Consider the following 24,790-nt stretch of genomic DNA (forward strand, 5'->3'; position numbering starts at 1 on the left):
GTTATGAACAATATATTATTACCGGCATTTTATTTACCGCCGGTTTCATGGTTTTCGGTATTCCTGAATCCGGAAAACGAAATTTTATTTGAGCAGTTTGAAAGCTTTCCGAAACAAACTTATAGAAACAGAGCCAATATATATGGTGCAAACGGAAAATTGTCTTTAATAATACCTATTTCCCATAACGGTAAAAGGGAATTTAAAGATATTGAAATTTCTTACCGCGAAGACTGGAGAAACCTTCACTGGAAGTCTATTAAAACAGCCTATCAGAGTTCTCCCTATTTTGAATTTTATGAAGATAAAATCAGAAAAATATTTGAGATAAAGGAACAAAATCTGATTAATTTTAATCTTAAAGCACTGGAAATTATCCAAAATATCCTTAAAACTGAAAAGGCATGGTCTTTGAATACAGAATACATCAGAAATCCCGAAGAAATTAGTTTCAGAGAAAAGTTTTCAGCAAAAAATCCTTCGGAATTTGAAATGGAAGAATATTATCAGACATTTTCAGATAAATTAGGTTTTTTAGGAGATTTGTCAATTTTAGACCTGATCTGTAACAAAGGTCCTGAATCTCTTACTTATATTAAAAATATTAAACAATCATACTAACATGAAAAAGGTATTATTAGCCGCTATTTTTTTAGTGGGATTTGGCTTCTCGCATGCGCAGGAAGCTAAAGCAGGCACTGATCCGATGAAGGATAAAGATCTTATGACATGGTATCATAAAGATTTCGCTGCTACAAAAGTTTATGGAGTTAATACTGGAAACGCGTATAAATATTTAGAATCGAAAGGTCTTAAACCTAAAACGGTTGTTGTAGGTGTTCTGGACAGTGGTGTTCAGGTAGATCATCCTGGGTTGGTTAGCAATATCTGGTCAAATCCTAATGAAGTTCCGGGCAATGGTAAAGATGACGATGGAAACGGATACATCGACGATGTTCACGGATGGAATTTCATCGGTGGAAAAAACGGAGATATAGACATTGACAACATGGAGGTAACGCGTGTTGTTGCTAAATACAAGCCTGTTTTTGAAGGAGATGATTCTGCCAAAAACAAAGTAAACCAGGCTAAAATGCCGGAAGAATTTGCGATGTATATGAAATCTAAAGAGCTTTTCACTAAGAAAAGTGTAGAAGCAAAACAAGGTTTGCAGACTTATACAATGATTAACGATGCGATTCCGACAATGGTAAAATTGTTAAACGGAAAAGCCGTTACTCCTGAAAATATTGCTTCAATAAAACCTGCAGACCAAACAGAAGCTATGGCTGCACAGGTTCTTGGCAGGGTTGCTCAGAGTCCTGAATTTAAAGGAAAATCTGCTGCTGAATTTGAAAAAATGATGCGTGATCAAATGAAGGAGGCATTAGATTATTTTGGACCGCAGGAAAAGCAGTATAATCTTGATTATGATCCGAGAAAAGAAATCGTAGGTGATAATTATGACGATTATTCAGAAAAAAAATACGGAAACAACCATTACGAAGGTCCTGATGCCATGCACGGAACACACGTTGCGGGAATTATTGCAGGACTTCCAAACGGAACTGAAATACAATATGGTGTCGCTTCAAAAGTAGCCAAGATCATGTCTGTAAGAACTGTTCCTAATGGTGATGAAAGAGATAAGGATGTTGCCAATGCAATCCGCTATGCTGTAGACAACGGAGCTAAAATTCTTAATATGAGTTTTGGAAAACCCGTTTCACCCGGGAAAAATGTAGTTTGGGATGCTTTCAAATATGCACAGGATAAAGGAGTTTTACTCGTGAAAGCAGCGGGTAATGAGAATGAAGATGTGGCTGAACATTTAGCTTATCCTACAAACTTCAAAAATGTAACTGACGAAAAACCATTTGTAAACAATGTTTTGGTGGTGGGAGCAAGTACTAATGATAACAACGCCTTAAGAGCAAGCTTTTCCAATTACAATAAAAAAATGGTAAATGTATTTGCTCCGGGTGATGAAATTTATTCTACCGTTCCTCACAATGAATATAAATATCTTCAGGGGACCTCTATGGCTTCTCCTGTTGTTGCGGGTGCAGCGGCTATTCTATTGGCCTATATGCCAACTCTTACACCTGCTCAGATTATTGAATCTTTAGTGAAATCAAGCAATCCGAGTACCGCAGAAGGATTTGGAGATTTCTCTCAGGCCGGGGGAGTTATTGATGTTAAAAAAGCTGCGGAGTACGCTTATACTAACTTTTATAACGGAAAATCACCTGCTGTAAAAAAGGTTCAAAAATCCGTAAAAAAGACTGTTAAAAAATAGCATATCCACCTGTAATTAAGGTTGAATCATACAAAGTCCGAAATTTTCGGACTTTTTTTATTTTTATCTTTCAATTTTGGCACGGTTTTTTGTAATTTTATATTAACAAATAATAATAAACTACAAAATGAAAAAGTTACTATTTACAGGGATGTTAGGAGCATCACTTTTTGCGGTGTCTTGTTCCGGAGTGAAAAATGCCCAAACGGCTCAAAGTCAAAGATCAGAATTTCTTAAAATGAAAGGTGACTGGCAGATTGTCAGCATTAACTATGATAAACAATTTAAAATTAAACCATTTGATGATGGAATTGATGCGCAGTGTTTCGTAGGAAGCCACTGGAGACTGATTCCTAATAACTGGACTGGTGCTTATACGGTAAGTGGAGGAGGAACATGTGGCGGAGGTTATACGCAGCCAATTAAAATAGATGTTGTAAGCGGAAATACTTTTAACTTTAAAAAAATAGCGGACGGTACGAAGGCAAAGCAAAATACTGCAGGTTATACACTTACCCTTACAAATCAGATGACAGATCAGTTTTCACTGGAACAGAATATTCCTTTTGACGGAGAAAATGTAAGAGTTGTTTATAACTTTGAAAGAACAGGAATGAAATAATTAACTTAAAAATTAAATAAAATGAAATTTACAAAAACATATATAGGAGGATTATTTTTATCTTCAGTTTTATTACTTACAAGCTGTGAAGCTGTACAGAATTCTAACCACCAGCAAAGAGGTACTGCAGTAGGAGTTGCATCCGGAGCAGTAATTGGAGGGATTTTAGGAAATAATGTAGGAAGAGGTGGAAACGGAGCAATTGGCGCTGTTTTAGGAGGTGTTATCGGTGGTGTTGCAGGTAATGTAATCGGTTCTAAAATGGACAAGCAGGCTAGAGAAATTAAAGAAACTTTACCGGGTGCTGAAGTGGAAAGAGTAGGTGACGGTATTAAGATTACATTAAATGAAAGCATTGTAAACTTTGACTTCGATTCTTCTGCGCTTACCAGTACTGCTCAAAATAATCTTGATAAACTGGCTCAGGTTCTTATCAATAATCCTGATACCAATATCAATATCTATGGTCATACCGACAGCAAGGGTAGCGATTCTTACAATATGTCTCTTTCAGAAAGAAGAGCAAATGCTGTAAAAACTTATCTTACAGGTAAAGGGATTGCTTCAGGAAGAATGTTTGCAAAAGGTGAAGGCGAAAGCATGCCTGTAGCTTCAAACGACACGGATGCAGGAAGAGCAAAAAACAGAAGAGTAGAGTTCGCGATCACAGCGAATGAAAAAATGATCAATGATGCTAAGAACGCACAATAGTAATTAACATATAAATATTTTCATCAATAACCGCATTTGCGGTTATTTTTGTATTTTTATCGTAATATTCTTTGAAAATTATTATTTTTGTATCTGAAATAACATAGATGAAGAAATATTTGAAACTGCTCCGTGTCGAGCAATGGGTAAAAAACCTGTTTGTTTTTGTTCCATTATTTTTCTCCGGAAATATAAAAAACCTCGATTTACTTACTAAAAGTATTTTCGCTTTCATTATTTTCTCTTTGGCAGCAAGTGTCGTTTATATTCTGAATGATTATAATGATATCGAAGCAGATCGTAAACATCCCGAAAAAAGAAGAAGGCCTTTGGCGAGTGGTGAGATCTCGAAATCTCAGGCAATAGGTATTTTCATAGGGCTTATTGCTGCTGATATCGCACTTGTATTTTTTGCACAGGCTTATTTTCATGAAAATCTCTGGAAATTTGCTACCATCGTAGGATCTTATTTTTTAATGAATCTCGCCTATACATTCAGATTAAAGCATGTTCCGATTATTGACATTTCCATTATCGCCCTGGGATTCGTTCTCAGAGTGTTGGCCGGGGGGTATATGACGGGTATTACTATTTCTCAATGGGCTATTTTACTTACATTTGTTCTTGCTTTGGTACTGGCAATCGGTAAAAGGAGAGGAGAACTTATCAATGCACAGGTTTCGGGGAAAACGAGAAAAGCGCTGGACGGATACAATGTGCAGTTTGCCGATATTGCTCTTTCCATTTCTGTAACGCTGGCCATTGTCTGCTACATCATGTTTACCCTGTCGCCGGAAGTTCAGGCAAAATTTCACCAACGTGTTTTTTATACGGTAATTTTTGTTGTATTTGCTTTTTTAAGGTATTTGCAACAGACTCTGGTGTACAACAGAACGGAATCTCCTACCAAAATTGTTTATCGTGACAGATATATTCAGATTACTTTGCTGTTGTGGGTTGCTACATTTTTAATTCAAATTTATTTTAAAAAATGAAGCCGAATTTTATACAGAAAGTGACCAACTGGGGAAATTATCCCATTGTAGAAAAGGAAATGAGATCTGAAGACAGTTTCCTTAAAATAAAAGAATTTGTATTAAACCATAATGAAGTTATAGCAAGAGGAAATGGAAGATGCTATGGTGATGCATCGTTGGGAGAGCATATATTTTCTACAAAAAAACTAAATAAATTCATAAGTTTTGACCGTCTGAACGGAATCATCGAATGCGAATCCGGTGTTTTGCTTTCAGATATTCTTGAAATTACAGTTCCGCAGGGTTATTTTTTATACGTTACTCCCGGTACGAAATTCGTGTCTGTAGGAGGCGCTATTGCTTCCGATGTTCATGGCAAAAATCACCATATGGAAGGCTGTTTTTCAGAATACGTGATTGAGTTTAAATTAATGATTGAAACTGGTGATATTATTACCTGTTCGAGAGAAGAAAACTCAGATAAGTTCTGGGCTACAATTGGAGGAATGGGGCTTACAGGAATTATTCTTACTGCAAAATTTAAGCTGAAAAATATCCAGACGGCATATATCCGGCAGGAAAGCATAAAAGCTGAAAATCTCGATGAAATTTTCAGTTTGTTTGAAGAAAGCGAAAACTGGACTTATACCGTTGCGTGGATTGACTGTCTTCAAAAAGGAAAAAATATAGGCAGAAGTATTTTAATGAGAGGGGAACATGCTTTTCAGCACGAGCTTCCGCAAAATTTAAAAGAAAATCCCTTACGTTTAAAGAAAAAGTTTGAACCTACCGTGCCGTTTTATTTTCCCGGGTTTGTTTTAAATGCTTTAACGGTGAAGATTTTTAATTTCTTCTATTTTAAAAAGCAGTCTAAAAAAGAAGTGACGAGTTTTATTGATTACGAAACGTTCTTTTATCCTTTGGATTTCGTTAAAGACTGGAATAAAATTTACGGAAAATCAGGATTTATCCAGTATCAGATGATGATCCCGAAAGAAACAGGCAAAGAAGGAATGAGAAAAATCCTTGAAACAATTGCCAATAGTGGAAACGGATCTTTTCTGGCTGTTTTAAAGCTGTATGGAAAAGAAAATCCGCAGGCTTACAATTCTTTTCCTTTTGAAGGATATTCACTGGCCCTGGATTTTAAAGTAAATTCAAAGCTGAAAAAATTGATTGACAGGCTGGATGATATTGTTCAGGAATACAACGGAAGAATTTATCTTACCAAAGACAGCGTGAGCAGATCTTCTCTTACGAATTATCTCAAAAATGTTCAAAGTTCAAAATTTGTGTCTTTGCAGCATAAAAGAATCATAAATAATATCTAGCCAATGATCATTATAGGAAGCACATCGGAAGTGGCACAGGCTTTTGTAGAAGAAGCTTTGAGGGAAGGAGAGAGGTTTGAGAAAATTTATCTCATCACTTCCAGCAAGGAAACCTCCGAAAGATTTGCAAGACATATTGACGTGAAGTTTCTTCAGCTGGCTGAAGTCATAGAACTTGATCTTATGAAAGAAACAGATTACAGCAAGTTTGAAAACATCAATTCAAATCTTTTGTTTTGTGCAGCAGGATATTTAGGCGAAGGGACAGAAGATGGATTGTATGACAATAAAAATACGGAAAGAATAATTGACATCAATTATGCGAAACTGGTGCCGGTTTTGAATTATTTTGTGCAGAAATTTGAAAGCAGAAGATCAGGAACGATTATCGGTCTTTCGTCTGTAGCGGGAGATCGCGGCAGACAGAGCAATTTTATCTATGGAAGTGCAAAGGCTGCTTTTACAGCTTATTTAAGTGGCTTGAGAAATTATCTCTCTGATAAAAAAGTTCATGTTCTTACTGTGAAACCTGGGTTTATGGCTACAAAAATGACGGAAGGTCTGCCTTTGAATCCGAAACTTACGGCAACACCCAATCAGGCTGCAAGGCATATTTTTAAAGCTTTCAGGAAGAAGAAAAATGTTGTATATGTACTGCCGGTTTGGGGATTAATTATGTTAATTATCAGAAATATTCCGGAATTTATATTTAAAAAGTTAAAGCTGTAAATGTTTATAGTGAATGAAAATTTACAATAATAAAAATATCTTTACGACATTTGCGTTAAGATAAATTAAACGAAAATTCCAATGAAGAAATTGTATTGTTTTGATTTTGACGGAACTCTGACTTATAAAGATACTATGTTTATGTATCTTAAGTTTTATGATCCCGTAAAATTCAGATTACAGTTTTTAAAGCATGTTCCGCTTTTCGTTTTATTAAAATTAAAACTCGCTGAAACCGAAAAAGTAAAAAAAAGTTTCATTGGCTCTATTCTTAAAGGGCAAACGCAGGAAAAAATAGAAAAAAAATCCAAACAGTTCTTTGAACAGCATTATCCGAAGATTGTGCGGGAAAATGCATTAGACTTTATTCAGAATATTGATCGTGAAAATACACACAGCCTTTTGGTGACAGCCTCGCTTGATATTTGGGCAAAACCCTTTGCTGATGCATTTCAGATGCAGCTTGTTGCGACAAGAGCAGAGTTTAAAAATGGTGTTTTTACGGGTAATTTTATAGGGAAAAACTGCAACGGAAAAGAGAAACTGATCCGCATTCAGGCAGAAATTATCAATAAAAAATACGATAAAATCATTGCTTTCGGAGATACTTCCGGAGATAGGCCAATGCTTAAATGGGCAAATGAAGGACATTATCAATTTTTTCACTAATTTTGGGTACTGAAAATGAATGTATAGAATTGAGCTTTTTTAAGTTGAAATAATTCTTTATACTTTGTTTTCAGGTATAAAACTGTATTCCGTAGAAATAAAATCTTCAAAGTAAAATGAATAAAATATACTTAGATAACGCTGCTACAACCCCTCTTTCAGAAGAAGTTATCGAAGCCATGGTAGATACCATGAAAATGAATTTTGGAAATCCGTCTTCAACACATAGTTTTGGACAGGAAGCAAAAATTCTTATCGAAAATGTAAGGAGACAGGTTGCAGATTATCTTCACGTTACCCCTGCCGAGATCATCTTTACCTCTTGCGGTACAGAATCCAACAACATGATTATCAAATCGGCTGTTGAGCATCTTGGCGTACAGAGAATTATAAGCTCACCTCTGGAGCATAAATGTGTTTCTGAAAGTATTCTCGACATGAAAAACAGAAAGGGAGTAGAGGTAAATTATATTCGTCCCAACGGAAAAGGAGATATTGATCTTGTAAAACTTGAAGAATTATTGAAGTCTTCAGATAAAAAAACATTGGTAAGTTTAATGCATGCCAATAATGAAATCGGAAATCTTACGGATATAAAGAAAGTGGCGGAATTATGCAAAGCTAATCAGGCGATTTTCCATTCAGATACGGTACAGACCATGGCCCATATGAAACTTGATTTTTCTGATATTCAAGTCGATTTTGCATCTTGCAGTGCCCATAAGTTTCATGGGCCTAAAGGAATTGGTTTTGCTTTTATAAGAAAATCAAGCGGGTTAAAAGGAATTATTACCGGAGGGCCCCAAGAGAGAAGCTTGCGAGCGGGAACAGAGAATGTAGCAGGAATTGTTGGTTTAGGAAAAGCTCTGGAGATTTCTCTTAACAACCTGGAAGCATATACCAACCATATGCAGGATATCAAAAGCTATACTGTAGAAAAACTTATGGAAGCTGTTCCCGGAATTAAATTTAACGGAAGAAGTGCAGAAAAAAGCGGGAGTCTTTATACGGTTTTAAGTGCTTTGTTACCATATAAAAATTCTTTAATAGGTCTTCAGCTAGATATGAAGGGAATTGCGATTTCACAGGGAAGCGCATGTTCTTCGGGTGCATCTAAACCTTCTATGGTAATGATGATGGTTCTTTCAGAAGATGAAATGGATCACTGTACGCCTTTAAGAATTTCGTTCAGTCATCTGACTACCAGACAGGATATTGATGCTTTAGCTGATGCCTTACATGAGATTTCTAAAGATTTTGTTATAGAAAATACAAATGTTGAGCATAGATAATTCTATTACCCAAATGGCGTAATTTTGGAGTTGTATTTAGCGATAGATAAAAGAAGATAATATTAATTTAAATAAAGAAACAAAATGGCTTTAGAAATTACAGACAGCTCATTTCAGGAAACGGTTTTAAAATCAGATAAGCCGGTATTGGTAGATTTTTGGGCGGTATGGTGTGGACCTTGCAGAACGTTAGGGCCAATCATCGAAGAAGTTGCAACAGATTTTGAAGGAAAAGCAGTAGTAGGAAAAGTAGATGTAGACAACAACCAGGATATTTCGATGCAATATGGTATCAGAAATATTCCTACGGTTCTTATCTTTAAGAATGGTGAGGTTGTAGATAAATTAGTTGGGGTAACTCCAAAACATGTGATCGCTGAAAAATTAAGCGCACACTTGTAAAATAATAAGTTTGATAATGAATGCCTTCCATTTTTGGGAGGCTTTTTTTTAGGAAATAATTTGTACGTAAGGAAAAAAGTTGTACTTTTGCAATCACAAAAAAGAAACAAGCTCTTTATAAAATTTGATCCGGTAGTTCAGCTGGTTAGAATGCCGCCCTGTCACGGCGGAGGTCGCGGGTTCGAGTCCCGTCCGGATCGCAACTATTAAATCAAAATAGTGCAAAACGCTTTAAAACGTATGTTTTAAAGCATTTTTTGGGTAATGGTACAGATGTGGAGTTTTTAATTAACTTCATTGATTATCAATACCATATAAAGATATAATAAAAAAAACGATGTACTATAGTTCATCGTTTTTTATTTTTGCCGACTAAAAAAGCAAAATAGCGACTCCGGAATGCATTAGTCCAAAAGCTGATGGTTCAGATGTGGAGTTACTAATTTACTTTAAATCATTATGAATAAACGGCGGAATCAATGTATTCACTGTAATTACAGCTACTGTATCAAGGCAGGAATAACATCTCAAAATAAACAGCGCTATCAGTGCAAAAAATGTAAAAAGAAGTTCATAGGGAACTATTCTTATCGTGCATACCATAAAAATACTAATCACAATATTCAACAGCTGATAAAAGAAGGAGTTGGTATTAGAGGAATTAGCAGATTACTTGATGTCAGCAAGACGACAGTACTAAAAAAGATTTTAAAAATCGCTTCTAAGGTTGTTAAGCCACCAATCCCTCAGAATATTACAATCGAAATTGATGAGTTAAAAACATACACTCAAAGTAAAACCAATGAACGGTGGGTAGTTGCAGCCTATTGCAGGGAGACAAAGAGAGTAATTGACTATAAGCTTGGCAGAAGAACGACTAAAACGCTACAATGTATTATAGATACTTTGCTTTTTGCGAATCCTAAAAAGATATACAGTGATCGCTTGAATATCTATCCTAAATTAATTCCTAAGCATCTTCATAGCACAAAACGAAGAGAAACCAATCATATTGAGCGAAAATTCCTTGATTTACGAACTCATATAAAGCGATTGGGAAGAAAGAGTATCAATAAAGCTCAAAAGGATAAATACACGGACGCTATATTGAAAATCTATTTTTGGGGAATTTCTTTTAATGAAAATAAGGAATCAAAGAGTTTATTAAGTCGAACTAATCATTTAATAAAGGGATAATATGAACTTGTAATTTTACATATATACCTCAACAAGTGAATTTACAAAATGACTTTTTCCAACTCCCGGCTTGCCTTCAATTAATAATAGTTTATCAAATTCAACAAGTGTATGAAGGATTTTTATCGATTCTTGCTGTAAAGCCGTACTATACGTTTTTAAGCTTGGAAGATCAAATCTGTTAATAAGCCAAACTCTGTTATCTAGTGTTTTACTTAGATAATAATTTCAATTTCCTATTTAAGTTTCCATTGTATAACTCATCAATAAAGACGTCTACATCAGTACGATTCATTGATATGATATGTAAATTGTCGTTTTTAAAACAATCAAAATCCAAGACTTTTGAATTTGGAATAATATCGATATGCTAAAAAAAAGAATATTTTTGCTTTTTGACAGTTTGGAGTATTCTCTTATTATAAATAAAACTAACTAACTTTTATGGATACAAGATCAACAATCTATACTTTATTTGATTATCATCTGTACTACGGTACCGAAAAAACAATTGAGGATGCCGAGGAATTAATCAGTAATATTTCTTCGGTTGCATTATTAGATTACATTTCGGAATGCATCGTGAATTTATATTTGTCTAATAATGGTAATGAAACCGGAAAAATTCAGTTTAAACTGGTCAGCCGACTGCTTGACAAATGCGATGTCACGGCTAAGAAAAAATGGAAAGATGAGGTTCTAAAACAAGGAAAAAATGGTAATTCTCCCATAATGTTATGGGATTATTCCTGCCTGTTGTTTTACGGGTTGATTTTCAAAAATTTCAATAATTCTGCTGAAAGAAATCTGTCAAGCGATGAAGCAAAAAGAGTATTTGATGCATTGCTTATTGTGAATGGCATTGCTAATGGCAAAGTTGATTTCGATGAGGATGATCTTCAGAATACTCAGGAAGAAGATAAAATGAACGAGTTTTTAATAACTAATCTTATCTATCAAAAAGATTATGCCTCCTCCCTTGATTTTAACAATCAAGTCGCCCGAGGTGCATCTTTTTTTAAATATTTGGAAAATAATGCTAAGTATAGGGATTTGGTTATAGAATATTATGAGAATAAAAATGTGAGTGGTTATCTGAGAATGTTTAGAAACTTAATGGTTCTGTTTACGGAAGTTAATATTGGACATCCTACAGAAGAGCGCAGTCATCAAATTAATCTACAGACCAGTAATGGGTTTGGAGAGATTGATCTTGATTATATCGAATCTTTCTGTATAAATTCTGAAATTTCAAATTACAGGGCAGATGACAGTTTTGGAATGATTAGAAATAAATTTCTTTTTAAAATAAGTCAATTTGAATTTTTGGTTTTGAATATAAATTTTCTTCTGGATCAATTTTACAAGGCACAAGTATTCTCATTTATGGCATTTCTCAAAACAAAAGGTATAGAAACTAATTTTCTTTCTGAAAAGGGCAAAGATTTTTCGGAAGAAATATATCTGCGAGAAGTATTAGATTTATGCTTTCCAGGCTTGATAAAATTCTATGGTAGCGAGTGTATCAATTCAAAGAGGGAAGAGCTGTGTGATGTTTATATGCGGGATTCTAATAAAATATGTCTGATAGAATTTAAAGATGTTTTATTGAGCGCATCAGCAAAAAACAGTGGTAATCAAGAGAGATTATTCAAAGCACTGGAAGAAAAGTTTTTAAAAAACAAGAAGAATAAATCTAAAGGTATAACACAGCTTCTTAATGCTGTTGAAGATGTTGACAATCATTCTGTCTCGTTTGATACTTCAGTTCCCGATATTGATTTGGAAATTTTCCCGGTAATTGTTTACACGGATAATACATTTGGTGTAGAAGGATTCAATTACCATTTTAAAAAATTATTTACCAAAGAAATAGAAAATCTTGATATTAAAAACGTTAAAGTAAGGGATGTTGTATTTATTAATTTAAATTATTTTGAAATGCACCAAGATTATCTGAACCATAACTATCTGGATATTTTTGTGATTATTGATCAATACTTGCAACATATAGAAAATACAAACTTTAGCTTAACACCATTTGAAGTATTTTCTCGTTTTTATATGAACAAATATGTTCCCGAAGAATTGGGAATTCTTTCTTCATTTACCGAAATTATGAACAATATAATTTCTGCGGAATAGAAGGGAGGCAAATGATACTTTATCGGAATGATTGGTATTGTCAAGATATTGTAGATCAAAAACTAGGAATCAGATTAATCTGTATATTTCTGGTTTTTGAAAACATCAATTAATTGCTTTAATTTTTTAGAGCATTGTATACTTCAAAAGAATTTCTTTCAAGTGATTTCTATTCCCTTGTCAGCGATAACTAACTGGTAGATAAATTATAATACTGCCCATAAATATGGATTTAGTTTTTAAAATATTGCTACAAACTATGTGTTTTTTAAACTAAAATTATGAATTTAATGTTAGTAAATATTTAAGTTAATAATTTCAACGAAAGAATTGATTTGACTTTTAAGTTGATACATTGACTGATGCTAATATTCATCAGGGTCTCTCGTGTAAATTGGGTCTCCAACGATTTCTATTGTTCTAGAACTCTTAGAAATTTTTATGGTAATGGTCATAGATTGGTCTTCGTCTGTTGAATCTAGATCTTTGCATCCACTATAGTACTGTACATCATAAATAAAGTCACATTTTACAATAATTTCAGAAAGAGCATCTGTTACTTTATAGTCATCATCAACCTTGAAAAGATTTATAGTTCCTCGATCTATAGACGAATAATATTGGTTGATAAAAGCAACGATTCCGATTGGAATTCTATTTCCAAAATTTCTTTCAATGCTTCAAAATCTATTGGTGTTTTTGTAAATAAAGTTGAATGGTTCAAACTCGATAATTCAAATTCCTGAGTATTGGAGTAGTACATTTTATAGTCTTTTTGTAAAATTACAAATTTTACATACAACATATTTACAGTGTATTATTTAAAAAAAGTTGCAAACAAAAGCGTTTTGCTTTTGTTTGCAACTTTAAATTTATGTTATTAAGAATGAGCTTCGAGCCTTTAATAGATAAAAACCCAATTTTAGTTTTAGTTCTTTCTTTTATTAATCCAATCAAACATTGCTTTTATATGATCTATATCTTCCAGATATTTATCATTATCCTGTTCCCAAGGGTAAAGGTTTAGATGAAATGTTTTTTCTTCTTCAAATTTATTATTTAATTTATCCAAGACATCTGAAATATCATTGATTGGGCAAGGTAAGAATACTCCAAATTTTCTTAAACTATTACCTGTATCAAGGTTGAAAAGTACTAATATGGACTCAAGTCCCTTATCGCAAACAAAATAAACGCCTTCCAGCTCTTTAGGATAGGGAGGAGTAAACCAAAATTTCTCAGGAAAAATTCTTTCATCAGGATTATTCAATTGTTCTCTAACGATATTGAAACAGTCATCAAAAATCAGAGAGTTGCCTAGCTTTTGAAATGCCAAAATATAGGCAGTCTTCAAAAGTGCATATTCTAGTTTTTCTGGTATTACCCTTGTTTTCAAAAAATTAAAATCTACAATTTGGCCACCTTTTAAGCCAATCATTTTTTCTTCAAGCTTTACAGGATGATTATTTTTTTTAGTATTAAACATAGAAATGTTACCCTCAGAATCCACATTTAACGTTCCGTTAAACACTTCTTCTCCTAGTTTAATTTTTACTTTTGTCTCTGTATCAGGAAGAAATTTTGCACTATCAAGCTCTCGGAGTCTTTCTGTCAAATGAAAATCTATTAGATGTCCCGCTTTGTTATTACAAGATTTACAAGTTAAAACATTAGATTGGCCTCCTAATGATTTTGGCGGTGCATCTTCTAAAGATAAAGGATTATCGCTTTCTATAGAAGTGTAAGATTCGAGACACATCGGGCAAATGTATATGTCTTTTTCTCCTTCAAGTAATTCATTATCAATAAGAAGATTTCTATTTGCTACGTATTTATCAAAGATTCTTTGTCTTTTTTCGTCTCCTTTAGTCATAGGTTAATGTATTAAGGTTTATAAATTGCCAATTACTTACACTTTCCATCAATACTTCCAACTTGTGCATTTTCTGCAATTTGCAAAATATATCCACCATTAGATTTATATACAGAATTGGTTTCTTTTTCAACTTTGTAGTTAAGATTTACGCCAAAATCTACCTCTAATCCTTGCATTTGCAGGTTTTTCATAGATGCATCAATGTCCATCACGATAGAGTTTACAACATTGGTTACTTTAGTTTTATCAAATTTATACGAGATATATTGCATATGTGTAATTAAAAAAACTCTGTAAACATCCATATATCTCTTGTAAAAATCCTTTTCAAAATTACTTAGCTCCAGACTTTTATTCTTTTTTTCGCATATATTTTCCGCAAACTTATTTACCAAATTATAAAATGTACCATTCAGTTTTACCCTATAGTATTTGATTTCAATATTGTTATTATTTTTCAATTTTTTATCAATACTTATCTGAGCTTCTGCTTTGATTGTATTTGCTTTTTGATTGTCAGCAGATATGCTTTTTAGGTATTTATCCAAATCCGCTCTAATATCAGCCTCTATTTTAAGGTTCATTTTTATTTCTTTTTTAGTTTTTTGAGAATATTCTGCAGTATTTTCCTCGTCTAAAAATTTGCTAAAGAACAAATCTTTGATTGCTTTGTTTTCAGGCTTCATCAGTAATTCCCGTTTCATTTGAGTAGATGAAAATTGTGAAGAATTCCACTTTTGCATAAACTCTTCAGGTATGTCGTCAGAATGATCTGTGAAATAATTAAAAATAAGCTTGTCCCAATTTTCATCACTTCTTTTTGTTGAGTACAATGGCAAAAACTCACTGGGAGATTTATAGTCAATTACATTCAAACCTCTATCAGCTTCCGGACATAAGTACCCTAAAACAGAATATGCTACTTCAGTTAAAGAGCTTTCTTTTAATTTAATTGGGTTTTCTTGTCCGAAAAAGGGAGATATATACAAATTATCTCTATTGTATGCCATTCGATTAAAATAATTTCCATCGTCTGCTAAAAAATCCTTTGTCAAAATTCTCTCCCCATTAATTTTAATAGAGTTTTGTGCGGATAAATCTATTGGAATGCTCAAAAGTAAAAGCAATGTTAATGCATAAAATAAATTTTTCATAGTATTAGTTTTTTTTAAGGTTATTTATCTTATAAAAATACAATTTGTACGGAATATAAATTTGAATCATTAATTAATTTTTTAACAAATATTACAGACACACCCATATATGTATTATGTAAAAATTTTGTGTGGGATAATCTAAAATACTATCATTTAATTTTCATTAGTAAAGTGATTACCAAATATATGATTCAGAATTTGTACACTGTGGCGTCGGTATAATATGATTTTTATGCTGAACTAACATCTGAAGAATCACTGCTTAATTGCAATTACAAGATGCAAAAAGATCAGAAGATGGTGAAATGTTTAATTTTATATTGATATTACAAGTGAAATTCTAGTTGATTCAGATTAAAATGGAGTAAATTTGCATCTATAAAAATTGTACTTTTAAGATAGATTTTTATAGATGTAAAATTATAAAATAGCTGATGGATATACTTAAATTTCTTGATCTAGAAAGGTCAAAATCCATTCATTCCGATGAAGAGAAATCATTGGGGAATGAGGCTGTTATTATACAAGAATTAAAGGAAAAGGAGTTTGGTGTTGACTTAGTTTATTTTAACAGAGACGAAAATACCAACAGTAGTTTTCCTGCTGTATTTTTAAAAAAAGTTTCGAACTTCAGTAGTGAAGAGATATTAAAAGATATTGCTGAAACTCAGCGTAAGATTTGGAACTACAAAAAAGTCCTTTTTTTATACGTTTACTCTGATAATGAAATTAGAATTACAATTGTTCCGAAAAACCACTTCTTTTAAGTAAAGATGCTTTTAATTACAAAAGTGAACTTCAAACTATTGAAATACAATCCTATCTATATTCGGATAAGATTAGGTTACAAGAGCTTAATCAGCTGTTTTCGAGAATAGCAATTGATACTGGGATTATCTGGACTTTGGATGAAGCACAATTTATTAGAGATAAAGTCAATTTACAAAAACGAGTAGATAGTTTTTTAGTAAAAAGTTTTGTCAATACGAGTTCTTTTATACAGAGTCAGGGATTAGGAATTGAACTGATTCATAAAATTATACTTCGTTCATTATTTCTTTTGTATCTTGAAGACAGAGGCGCAGCTGAAAAAGATTTTTACAATCAAATAAAGGAAGGTGCAGAATCATATTTTGATATTTTAGATGATGTTGATGCTACTTATACTCTTTTTACAAAGTTGGCTACACATTTTAACGGCAATGTATTTACTATAGATGATTCGGAGCAGCGTCTAAGCCAAGAACAGTTACTTATTATTAAGACTTGTTTTATCAGAGGAAGAGAAAAGAATGATACAAAACAATTATTTGATGATGATTGGAAACATTTCAGACTTTTTAACTTTAAGATAATTCAAATTGAATTATTAAGTGAAATATATGAAAATTTCTTATCGGAAACCGATCCTATTTTTAAGGAGGATTCTGGAACCTACTATACGCCACCTTCTTTGGTGGAGTTTATTTTAAACGAAAAACTCCCTGTTAATTCTGGGGAAAAAGAATATAAATTAAAAGTTTTAGATCCCAGCTGCGGGTCTGGGATTTTCTTGGTAGAAAGTTTCAAACGGTTAGTAAAGAGGTATGAAAATGCACATAGTCTATCATCTCTTTCTGATTTTGACACTTTGGTTCAAATTTTAAAAGATAATATTTTCGGCATCGAGATTCATCCGCAAGCTATTAAAGTTGCTGCTTTTAGTTTGTACATGGCTTTAGTCGATAAACTAGATCCTAAAAATCTTTGGAAGGACAGGAAATACAGGTTACCCTATCTGATTGATGACTCAAATGAAGCGAACGAAGAAAAAAAGGGGAAAAACCTTTTTTGTAGAGATACCATTTCTGATTTATCTGCGATAGACGAATTAAAAGATTTTCAACTGGTTGTGGGGAATCCGCCTTTCGGAACAGATCAATTATCTGAAACTATTAGATATTACTGTGATAAAGAAAAGTTTGCTAAAGAAAAGGTTTTACCTTTTCTTCATAAAGCAACCACATTTGCACCTAAAGGGGAAATTGTATTGATTTTTAATACAAAAGTACTTACTAATACAGGTACAACTTACCAAAACTTTAGAAATTGGCTTTTTAATAAGTGTTATGTTGAAAAGGTATTTAATTTTTCGATTTTACGCAAAGCAAAAAAAGGTTTCGGAGGTCAATTATTTGGAGATGCGACAGGTCCAATTAGTATCGTTTGTTATAAAAATGAAATACCAGATCATCAAAGCGATACCATTACTTACTACGCGCCAAAAACGTATGTCAAATCTAATGTTATTGAGGGTTTAAGTATTGATTGGACGGACATAAAATACTTACCTAGGGAGGAATGTAAGCAGCCTGATACCAAAATATGGAAAGTTGCGATGTGGGGAGGGTTAAACGACTGGGAGTTGATAAAACGTCTCAGTTCTCCTAAGTTGGACACAATCGAACAATTTATAAATAAAACAAATATAAGCTCCGGAGTAGGGTTTCAAATTCTTACACAAGAAAAAGATGCCCCAAAGTATTCAGAAGTTTTAACAAAATTAGATTATTTAGATACTGATTTTATTAAAAAGTATTATACTCCTAAAGAGGATTTGGCACCAGTGGTCAATGTTATAAAAACACAAAAAGCAAAAAAATTCTATAAAGAGTTTTATAGTGTAAATCACGTTGATGAAATTGAAGAGCTTACAGCATTCCGACGATTAGGTGATATCGATGCATTTATTAATCCACACATTATTGTAAAAAAAGGATTAGAAAATAATAGCGTTTGCGCATCCTATATTGAACAAAAATGTTCATTTAGAGATGGTGTATATGGTTTTTATACCGATGGTAGCAATGATGATAATTTGTTTGTTTTATTAAGTTATTTCAATTCAAAGCTAAGTTCTTATTATCTATTTATGACAATTTCTTCTTATGGAATAGAAAGGGAGCAGATAATGAAAAACGAGTATTTATCTATTCCAATTAATTTAGATGAAGAACAAAGCGCAAATATTAAGGACTCAACAAAAAACATTTTGTCCCAAATTAAATCTAAGATATTCTTAGAAGATGATTTTGAGAATCAAGAAATTGATTATTTTATAAGTCTAAATATAGATAATGTAATATATGAAAGTTTTGATTTTGATGAGTATGAAAGAGCACTTATAAGTGACAGTATAATCTACAATATTGATCTATTTCATAAACAGGAAAGTTCCATCGCACTGCGGACAACTTTAAAAGAGCAACCCTATGAATATGCGCAAATAATTGTTGCAAAATTAAATGAATTTCTGGAGGGTCAAGATGTTTTTGTAAATGCAACAGTTTACAAAGTAAGAAGCTTAAAATCTTCTCCATTGATGATAATAAAGCTTTCGCACGACACTGTAAAAAAGGATATTTTAGTCTCTGAAGAAATGGTTGATGATGAATTAGAAGAGTTGGACAGGAATCTGTGGGAGAAAAAAGCTACAAATATCTATTTTAGAAAGAAACTTAATTTCAAACTAGATAACGATATCTATATGGTTCGTCCCAATCAACGAAGGTTTTGGTCTCAATCAATGGCCTTGGAAGATTCTTCTGAGTTAATCGTGGAAATATTAAATGGAATTCACGATGAAGCTTAGTGATGTTTACATAAAAGCTTTTGCTGAAGATTGTATTGTACTAATTGTTAATGCGTATAATACTGTAATTGCTGAAAAAAAATATCAAACTGATTGGCTTGAGAATGATTTCTCAGAATTGCTAGGGCATTATGTTAATGAGAATGAACTTTCCTTGAAAAAAGGTATTACCTGTAAAACTGAAAAAAAGTTAATTAAAGAGGTAGACAGTCAGTTGAAAGGGTTTGCAGATAAACTTCCAAGAATCGATTTTGTGTATTTTAAAGTCTGGAAGATGCAGAGATTTGAATGTTATATGGAGGCCAAAAGACTAAAAGAAAATGATTCTGCTCTAAAACGAGCTTACATAAATGAAGGGATGGACAGATATATATCTGAAAAATATCCAATAGGATGCATGCTGGGGTATAATCTTGAAGGAGATATAGAAAAAACAATTGATGGTGTAAATTCTTTAATAATAAAAGATAAGAGAAATTCTGAAACCTTAAAACTTATTTCAAACAAACTCCATAAATCTTATTACGAGTCTAACCATACGGCAATTGGTGTTTTGAAGCACATAATATTTCAATTTCCAACTATTTGAAAAATTAGTTCCTTCTAGTAGTAGTGGTTCATATGGAGTTTTATACAAGATTTTTAATAATCATAATAATAGAAAAATATATTGCAAGATAAAATGATGACTAAAGAATGTACTAGCTTATACAAGATGGTACAGATATGGAACTGTTAATTTGGTTTAAATTACTATGAATGAATTTCAGAATCAATATATTTTAATTGAGTAGTACAAATATTTAAGAATTTTATATTTGAGACTCTGATATTTACAATGATTTTTCGTGAGATTTAGTAAAATAATTTGCAAAAAATAAAAAAAGACCTATATTTGCACCAGTAAAAACAAACAATCTTAATCTTGTTTAAAAAAAGTGACCTATTCGGTGACCTAAAAACAAGAGAACGATATAAAGCTTATGGATAGGGAGTTTTTCAAATAAGAACAAGTCCCGTCCGGATCGCTGAAGTTTTATCAATTTCTTTAAAAAATTGATCCGGTAGTTCAGCTGGTTAGAATGCCGCCCTGTCACGGCGGAGGTCGCGGGTTCGAGTCCCGTCCGGATCGCAACTATTACATCAAAATAGTACAAAACGCTTTAAAATGTATGTTTTAAAGCGTTTTTTGTTTTATAGCTGTTCAAGCAGGGTTAAAAATTAACAATATAAAAGTGACCTATTCGGTGACCAGACGAATCTGCTAAAAATAGGTCACTGAGAAATTTGAATATTCAATTCGGTTTTTTTCAAAAGTAATAATGGAAAAAGTGACCTCGGTCAGTGACCTATAGATTTGGTTAAAAAGGGTCACTAAAGAATTAGAACAGTCGACGAAATGGTTATCGGTTTATTAATGCAAAGCGACTCATAATAGTGTCCTTCTTCAATTGATCTAGCGGGGTCACTAAATCTCTGGAAATGACTTCTGATAAGCCAGTTTACAAATGTATTTCAAGTAGCTACTTAAGACAATCTTATCCTATGTAATAAAAGCGCCATCTAAAATGTCTTTTAATAGTAGTTACTTATAAATTTTATGATTAAAAAAACATAAAATAAAAATATTTTAAAAGTATCACCTATTATAGAAAATAGCAATGAAAAAAATCTTAATCCTCTTTTTAATGATCCATATATATTCATTTGGTCAAAAAAATATTACTGTAAAAATAGATCATAGAATTGAAGCAGTCAGTATTTTCTATACCTTGGCAACAATGGATACGTTAGATACCAAACCTACTCCATCAATTTATTACAAACAGTTCAATCAGTACTTTGCAGATTGTAAGAACCATAAATCACTGGATTGGTATAGAAATCTTAAAGTATGGGACGGCTATGATCTTTCGAGTATAGGTTTATATTTATCTGATAAATATCCATTCAAATTGAAAATCCCATACTCAGGTAGTCAATTACGCAGCTCAGAGATCAATATTTTTTTAGAAAAATTTAATGCTTTTTATAAAGATTGTAAAGTAGATGCTTTCTTGAAAGCCCACAAGGCAGATTATGCCGAAATTGTAAAATATACTAAAGATAAAATTATTGCAAGCAACCTATTAGTTGATGCTGAAAAGTATTATAATAAACCTACCAAAGGAGAAATAATCATTTTTGTAGATATTCTAAACAACCTGGGGAGTAATGCAATTTCAATTCAAGACAAAAGTTTTAAAGGGAAAAAAATATTTAAGCTGGCCTACCTAAAAGATAACAATATTGTTCAGACCAATGATTCGAAAGTGACATTCATACCATTACCAAATGTCGTAATTCACGAAGTATCCCATTTATATCTCCGTGATTTTATTCCGCTGTATAGGCAAAGATTAATTAAGAAAAAAAATATTTTCTTAGTTACGGCAAAAGGGGAAAAGCTTAAAGAAGCAGAATGGGAAAATGAACTCGATGAATTAATTGTTAGGGTTTGTGTGTCTAAAATAATGGGTGAAAAATATGGCCCTGCAACAGAAATGAAGGAAGTTCAAAATCAGTCCATACATTTTAAATACTTTAAAGAGTTAAATTCCTTTTTTAACAATTATACTCAGCATAAGAGCAAGTATAAAAGTATATTAGATTTTTATCCGGAACTAATTAATTATTTGGAAACACTGAATTAATTAGTGGAGTATCCTTTTGTGAGAGTAATCAATTATATATTAAGAACAATTTCCATTGCGGTTAAAAGTTAAAATTTTATCAAATTTATAATTTTCACCATTATTGATTTTATTTGTGCATTTTACGAATTTGAGTTTTCGTAAAAATACTCTGCGTCATCAATAAGAAATGAATTATCCAAAGATATATATTAGCAAATCTTTACAATTATTCCTCTTCAGTCAAGATGTAGATTTGTTCCTTTCCACACAAAGCCAAATGGTGCCAAGTGTCTTCAATTGGCACCATTTTTTATATTCTTGCTAATTTATTTTAATGATTGTTAATTTGTCTATGTTTTGTGCAATAGATTTACGTCTTAAAGATTAGATGATAATTTTAAAACTATTTTTTATAATATACATCCTATAAAAGCACCGGCAGCTCTCCAGTCCCGATTAAGATCCTTAATTACGTTGCTGCCTACAATTTCCAGAGCAATACATCCACTAATCGCATTTGCCACAACCATTTCTTTTAATTTATCTGAAGGAAGATTAGCGATATAATTGTCCGACATTACAGATAACTGTCCTGAATTTGAAGGATTATCATTCAATACAATACTAAAAATTTCCTGAAAATAATGGGCAATTAATTTAGATCCCTGAAATTCCAACTCTCTTTTTAATTCTACTATTTCACTTGTAGTCACCAGATCGGCAATCGCATTAACGTCAACATCATGAACAGAATACAAAGCTTCTCCCATATTGGATGCCGTAATGGTAAGATCCATTTTAAGAATGCAGTTAGATTTTTCAAGATTTACTGTTAGAAGCCTTGATTCGGATTCCGTTACTGCAATGTCACTTAATGTAGAAAGAGGTAAAATTCTAACATTACAAAAGAATGTCTGCTGCTCTTCTAATTTAATCATGATAACTGCAATACCTGTGGATTTATCTTTTGGCTCGATCACAAAAGACTGATAGCCGTTGTATCTTTTGTTTTTATTGAGACAAATCACGTTTCTTACTTGCGGTTTAATATTTATATCTGATGTTTGCAGACTAAATAAGACACGATCATTGTTATTTTCAGTTTTCTTAACGTTGAAATAAATAGTATCGTTAGTTCTTATTAAATTAAGGTTCTCACAAACTTCCTCAAGAGAGCTAAGGTTTAAAATTTTTGCAGGTTTTGTTTCATTTGAATAATTCATCTTTTATTTTTTAATTGATTAAATATTTTGTCTGTAAATTTCGTAAACCAAAACATATTATCATTAAGGGAAAAAACTGAATTTTAGAAAATAGAGAAATTCTCACAGTTTCTGAAAATCGAGAGTTATCCAATAAGACAGGGATTTAGAAGATACAAAAGAATATTATTTGATGAATATAAAACAACAAGATGATATTCTAAATGACTTCATATACTTCAAATTTGATTCTTCCCATTTTTTTTAAACTAAATCATTTTTTTATGTAACATAAGCCATTTTATTAAGAGTATATTTGAGGAAGAACTAAACTTTATGTTTAAAACTTTTCTTTCATCGTCCTCAATAAAATCTTCCGTCTCTGAAGTGGGAGATATAGGTCTATTTGCCGGACGTTTTTTTCGGGAAGTTTTCATACCGCCCTTTGAATTTAAAGAACTTATTCGGCAATGTTACAATATTGGCAACCGTTCATTGCTCTTGGTCATGGTTACAGGATTTATATTAGGTTTGGTCTTTACCCTGCAATCCCGCCCGACACTGGAGCAATTCGGTGCTGAATCTTGGATTCCATCGATGATCAGTATTTCGATCATCCGTGAAATTGGACCCGTGATCATCGCCCTGATCTGTGCCGGAAGAGTTGGTTCTGGGATTGGAGCAGAGTTAGGTTCCATGCGAGTGACAGAGCAGATAGATGCCATGGAAGTTTCCGGTACCAATCCATTCAAATACTTGGTTGTCACGCGCATCGTTGCCAGCACATTAATGCTTCCACTCTTAATTATCGTAGGTGACAGCATTTCGCTTGTAGGTTCGGCGATTGTTGAAAATTTAAAGTCTGATGTTTCATTCACACTTTATTTTAATAAGGTTTTTACTTCTATAAAATTTGGTGATATTATTCCTGCGACCATAAAATCGATATTTTTTGGTTTTGCCATAGGTTTAATAGGCTGTTATAAGGGTTATAATTGTGAGAAAGGAACTGTAGGAGTAGGCGATGCCTCCAACGCTGCGGTCGTCTATACCTCGATGTTGATCTTTATCATAGATTTCATAGCCGTATTTGTAACCGATATTATTTTTAATGTATAATGGAAACAGATCATAACATACAGGCGGTTTTAGAACTAAAAAATATTACTAAAAATTTTGGTGAGAACCATGTTTTGAAAGGGTTTAATCTAAAACTACTGGAGGGGGAAAGTTTGGTGATCATGGGCAAATCCGGCTCCGGAAAATCAGTCATGGTAAAATGTCTTGTTGGTTTAATAAAGCCGGATGGGGGAACCATTACGATCAAAGGGGAGGATATTACAAAAATGGGTCAACGAGAACTGGATATACTTAGAACGGAAATTGGCTTTCTTTTTCAGGGAAGTGCTTTGTATGATTCAATGACTGTTAGGGAAAATTTAGAATTTCCTCTTAGACGGAATATCGATAAAATTAAGAATTTCACAGGGACCGAAGTTTTAGTGAAAGAAGCTTTAAAAGATGTCGGTCTTTCACAAACCATCGACATGATGCCTTCTGAACTTTCAGGGGGAATGCAAAGAAGGGTTGCATTGGCGAGGGCTCTGATCCTGAAGCCTAAAATCATGATCTATGATGAACCTACAACAGGTTTAGATCCGATCACTTCAAAAGAAATTATAGAATTACTGCGAAGTATTCAACTAAAGTACAAAACATCGTCTATCATTATTACCCATGATGTAGATTGCGCCAGAGTTATCTCAAGCCGCATGATCCTTTTGGTAGACGGTACTAATTATGCCGAAGGAACTTTTCAGGAACTATCAAATTCTGACGATCCTCAGGTAAAGGCATTCTTTAAAAATTAAAATT

The 24,790-nt window shown here is 32.7% G+C and carries 21 protein-coding genes and 2 tRNA genes; 20 read left to right on the forward strand and 3 right to left on the reverse strand.

The features are described from left to right. The first annotated feature begins 3 nt into the window (after positions 1-3). The 13 genes from ACWNCI_RS00565 to ACWNCI_RS00625 all read left to right on the forward strand — a co-directional run bounded on the left by ACWNCI_RS00565 (position 4) and on the right by ACWNCI_RS00625 (position 12,374). Positions 4-621, forward strand: coding sequence for a WbqC family protein (locus ACWNCI_RS00565; RefSeq protein WP_449386742.1), 618 nt, complete (start codon positions 4-6; stop codon positions 619-621). 1 nt (position 622) lies between these two features. Continuing rightward, complete coding sequence (locus ACWNCI_RS00570) at positions 623-2,299, forward strand: S8 family serine peptidase (protein WP_449386743.1); 1,677 nt, start codon at positions 623-625, stop codon at positions 2,297-2,299. A gap of 127 nt (positions 2,300-2,426) precedes the next feature. After that, a complete protein-coding gene (locus ACWNCI_RS00575) occupies positions 2,427-2,921 on the forward strand; it encodes a hypothetical protein (RefSeq protein ID WP_346986165.1) in 495 nt (164 codons plus the stop codon). A 21-nt stretch (positions 2,922-2,942) separates the two neighbouring features. Then, the gene (locus ACWNCI_RS00580) at positions 2,943-3,632 is read left to right on the forward strand and encodes an OmpA family protein (protein WP_346986164.1); all 690 of its coding nucleotides are present in this window, start codon (positions 2,943-2,945) and stop codon (positions 3,630-3,632) included. A gap of 107 nt (positions 3,633-3,739) precedes the next feature. Beyond that, positions 3,740-4,627 carry a decaprenyl-phosphate phosphoribosyltransferase gene (locus ACWNCI_RS00585; RefSeq protein WP_449386744.1) on the forward strand — a complete coding sequence of 296 codons (888 nt, stop codon included), beginning with the start codon at positions 3,740-3,742 and terminating at the stop codon, positions 4,625-4,627. Next, entirely contained in the window at positions 4,624-5,940 is a 1,317-nt protein-coding gene (locus tag ACWNCI_RS00590; RefSeq protein ID WP_449386745.1) for an FAD-binding protein, read from the forward strand. The genes ACWNCI_RS00585 and ACWNCI_RS00590 overlap by 4 nt, the downstream gene beginning before the upstream one ends. A 3-nt stretch (positions 5,941-5,943) precedes the next feature. Beyond that, positions 5,944-6,669, forward strand: coding sequence for an SDR family NAD(P)-dependent oxidoreductase (locus ACWNCI_RS00595; protein ID WP_449386746.1), 726 nt, complete (start codon positions 5,944-5,946; stop codon positions 6,667-6,669). 81 nt (positions 6,670-6,750) lie between these two features. Beyond that, a complete protein-coding gene (locus ACWNCI_RS00600) occupies positions 6,751-7,338 on the forward strand; it encodes an HAD family hydrolase (protein WP_449386747.1) in 588 nt (195 codons plus the stop codon). Between the two features lie 116 nt (positions 7,339-7,454). Then, positions 7,455-8,630: a cysteine desulfurase family protein gene (locus tag ACWNCI_RS00605; RefSeq protein WP_449386748.1), complete on the forward strand. Its 1,176-nt coding sequence runs from the start codon at positions 7,455-7,457 to the stop codon at positions 8,628-8,630. An 84-nt stretch (positions 8,631-8,714) separates the two neighbouring features. After that, the gene (gene trxA, locus ACWNCI_RS00610) at positions 8,715-9,032 is read left to right on the forward strand and encodes a thioredoxin (RefSeq protein ID WP_042721093.1); all 318 of its coding nucleotides are present in this window, start codon (positions 8,715-8,717) and stop codon (positions 9,030-9,032) included. Positions 9,033-9,158: 126 nt separating this feature from the next. Continuing rightward, positions 9,159-9,232, forward strand: a tRNA-Asp gene (locus tag ACWNCI_RS00615). Between the two features lie 259 nt (positions 9,233-9,491). Continuing rightward, complete coding sequence (locus ACWNCI_RS00620) at positions 9,492-10,229, forward strand: IS1 family transposase (protein WP_449386749.1); 738 nt, start codon at positions 9,492-9,494, stop codon at positions 10,227-10,229. A gap of 582 nt (positions 10,230-10,811) precedes the next feature. Further along, entirely contained in the window at positions 10,812-12,374 is a 1,563-nt protein-coding gene (locus ACWNCI_RS00625; protein WP_449386750.1) for a hypothetical protein, read from the forward strand. 928 nt (positions 12,375-13,302) lie between these two features. Here ACWNCI_RS00625 and ACWNCI_RS00630 read toward each other — a convergent pair. Both ACWNCI_RS00630 and ACWNCI_RS00635 read right to left on the reverse strand, forming a co-directional pair. Continuing rightward, positions 13,303-14,247, reverse strand: coding sequence for a hypothetical protein (locus ACWNCI_RS00630; protein ID WP_449386751.1), 945 nt, complete (start codon positions 14,245-14,247; stop codon positions 13,303-13,305). A 32-nt stretch (positions 14,248-14,279) separates the two neighbouring features. Continuing rightward, a complete protein-coding gene (locus ACWNCI_RS00635) occupies positions 14,280-15,404 on the reverse strand; it encodes a hypothetical protein (RefSeq protein ID WP_449386752.1) in 1,125 nt (374 codons plus the stop codon). Between the two features lie 437 nt (positions 15,405-15,841). Between ACWNCI_RS00635 and ACWNCI_RS00640 the strand changes: the two genes are divergently transcribed. From ACWNCI_RS00640 to ACWNCI_RS00660, 5 genes are all read left to right on the forward strand, one after another. Further along, on the forward strand, positions 15,842-16,174 hold the full coding sequence (locus tag ACWNCI_RS00640; protein ID WP_449386753.1) for a hypothetical protein: 333 nt from the start codon (positions 15,842-15,844) through the stop codon (positions 16,172-16,174). Between the two features lie 137 nt (positions 16,175-16,311). Further along, positions 16,312-19,038, forward strand: a complete 2,727-nt coding sequence (locus ACWNCI_RS00645) for an HsdM family class I SAM-dependent methyltransferase (RefSeq protein WP_449386754.1) — start codon at positions 16,312-16,314, stop codon at positions 19,036-19,038. Beyond that, entirely contained in the window at positions 19,028-19,627 is a 600-nt protein-coding gene (locus ACWNCI_RS00650) for a hypothetical protein (RefSeq protein ID WP_449386755.1), read from the forward strand. Before ACWNCI_RS00645 ends, ACWNCI_RS00650 begins: the two co-directional genes overlap by 11 nt. Positions 19,628-20,096: 469 nt before the next feature. Next, positions 20,097-20,170: transfer RNA gene (locus ACWNCI_RS00655), tRNA-Asp, on the forward strand. A gap of 529 nt (positions 20,171-20,699) precedes the next feature. Next, on the forward strand, positions 20,700-21,731 hold the full coding sequence (locus tag ACWNCI_RS00660; RefSeq protein ID WP_449386756.1) for a DUF4932 domain-containing protein: 1,032 nt from the start codon (positions 20,700-20,702) through the stop codon (positions 21,729-21,731). Positions 21,732-22,123: 392 nt separating this feature from the next. Here ACWNCI_RS00660 and ACWNCI_RS00665 read toward each other — a convergent pair whose 3' ends face one another. Next, positions 22,124-22,936, reverse strand: coding sequence for a hypothetical protein (locus ACWNCI_RS00665; protein ID WP_449386757.1), 813 nt, complete (start codon positions 22,934-22,936; stop codon positions 22,124-22,126). 315 nt (positions 22,937-23,251) lie between these two features. Here ACWNCI_RS00665 and ACWNCI_RS00670 point away from each other — a divergent pair, with 315 nt between their 5' ends. Further along, positions 23,252-24,034, forward strand: coding sequence for an MlaE family ABC transporter permease (locus tag ACWNCI_RS00670; RefSeq protein WP_449386758.1), 783 nt, complete (start codon positions 23,252-23,254; stop codon positions 24,032-24,034). Then, the gene (locus ACWNCI_RS00675) at positions 24,034-24,786 is read left to right on the forward strand and encodes an ABC transporter ATP-binding protein (RefSeq protein WP_449386759.1); all 753 of its coding nucleotides are present in this window, start codon (positions 24,034-24,036) and stop codon (positions 24,784-24,786) included. The genes ACWNCI_RS00670 and ACWNCI_RS00675 overlap by 1 nt, the downstream gene beginning before the upstream one ends. Positions 24,787-24,790: the final 4 nt, after the last annotated feature.

The organism is Chryseobacterium lineare (genome assembly GCF_977014045.1).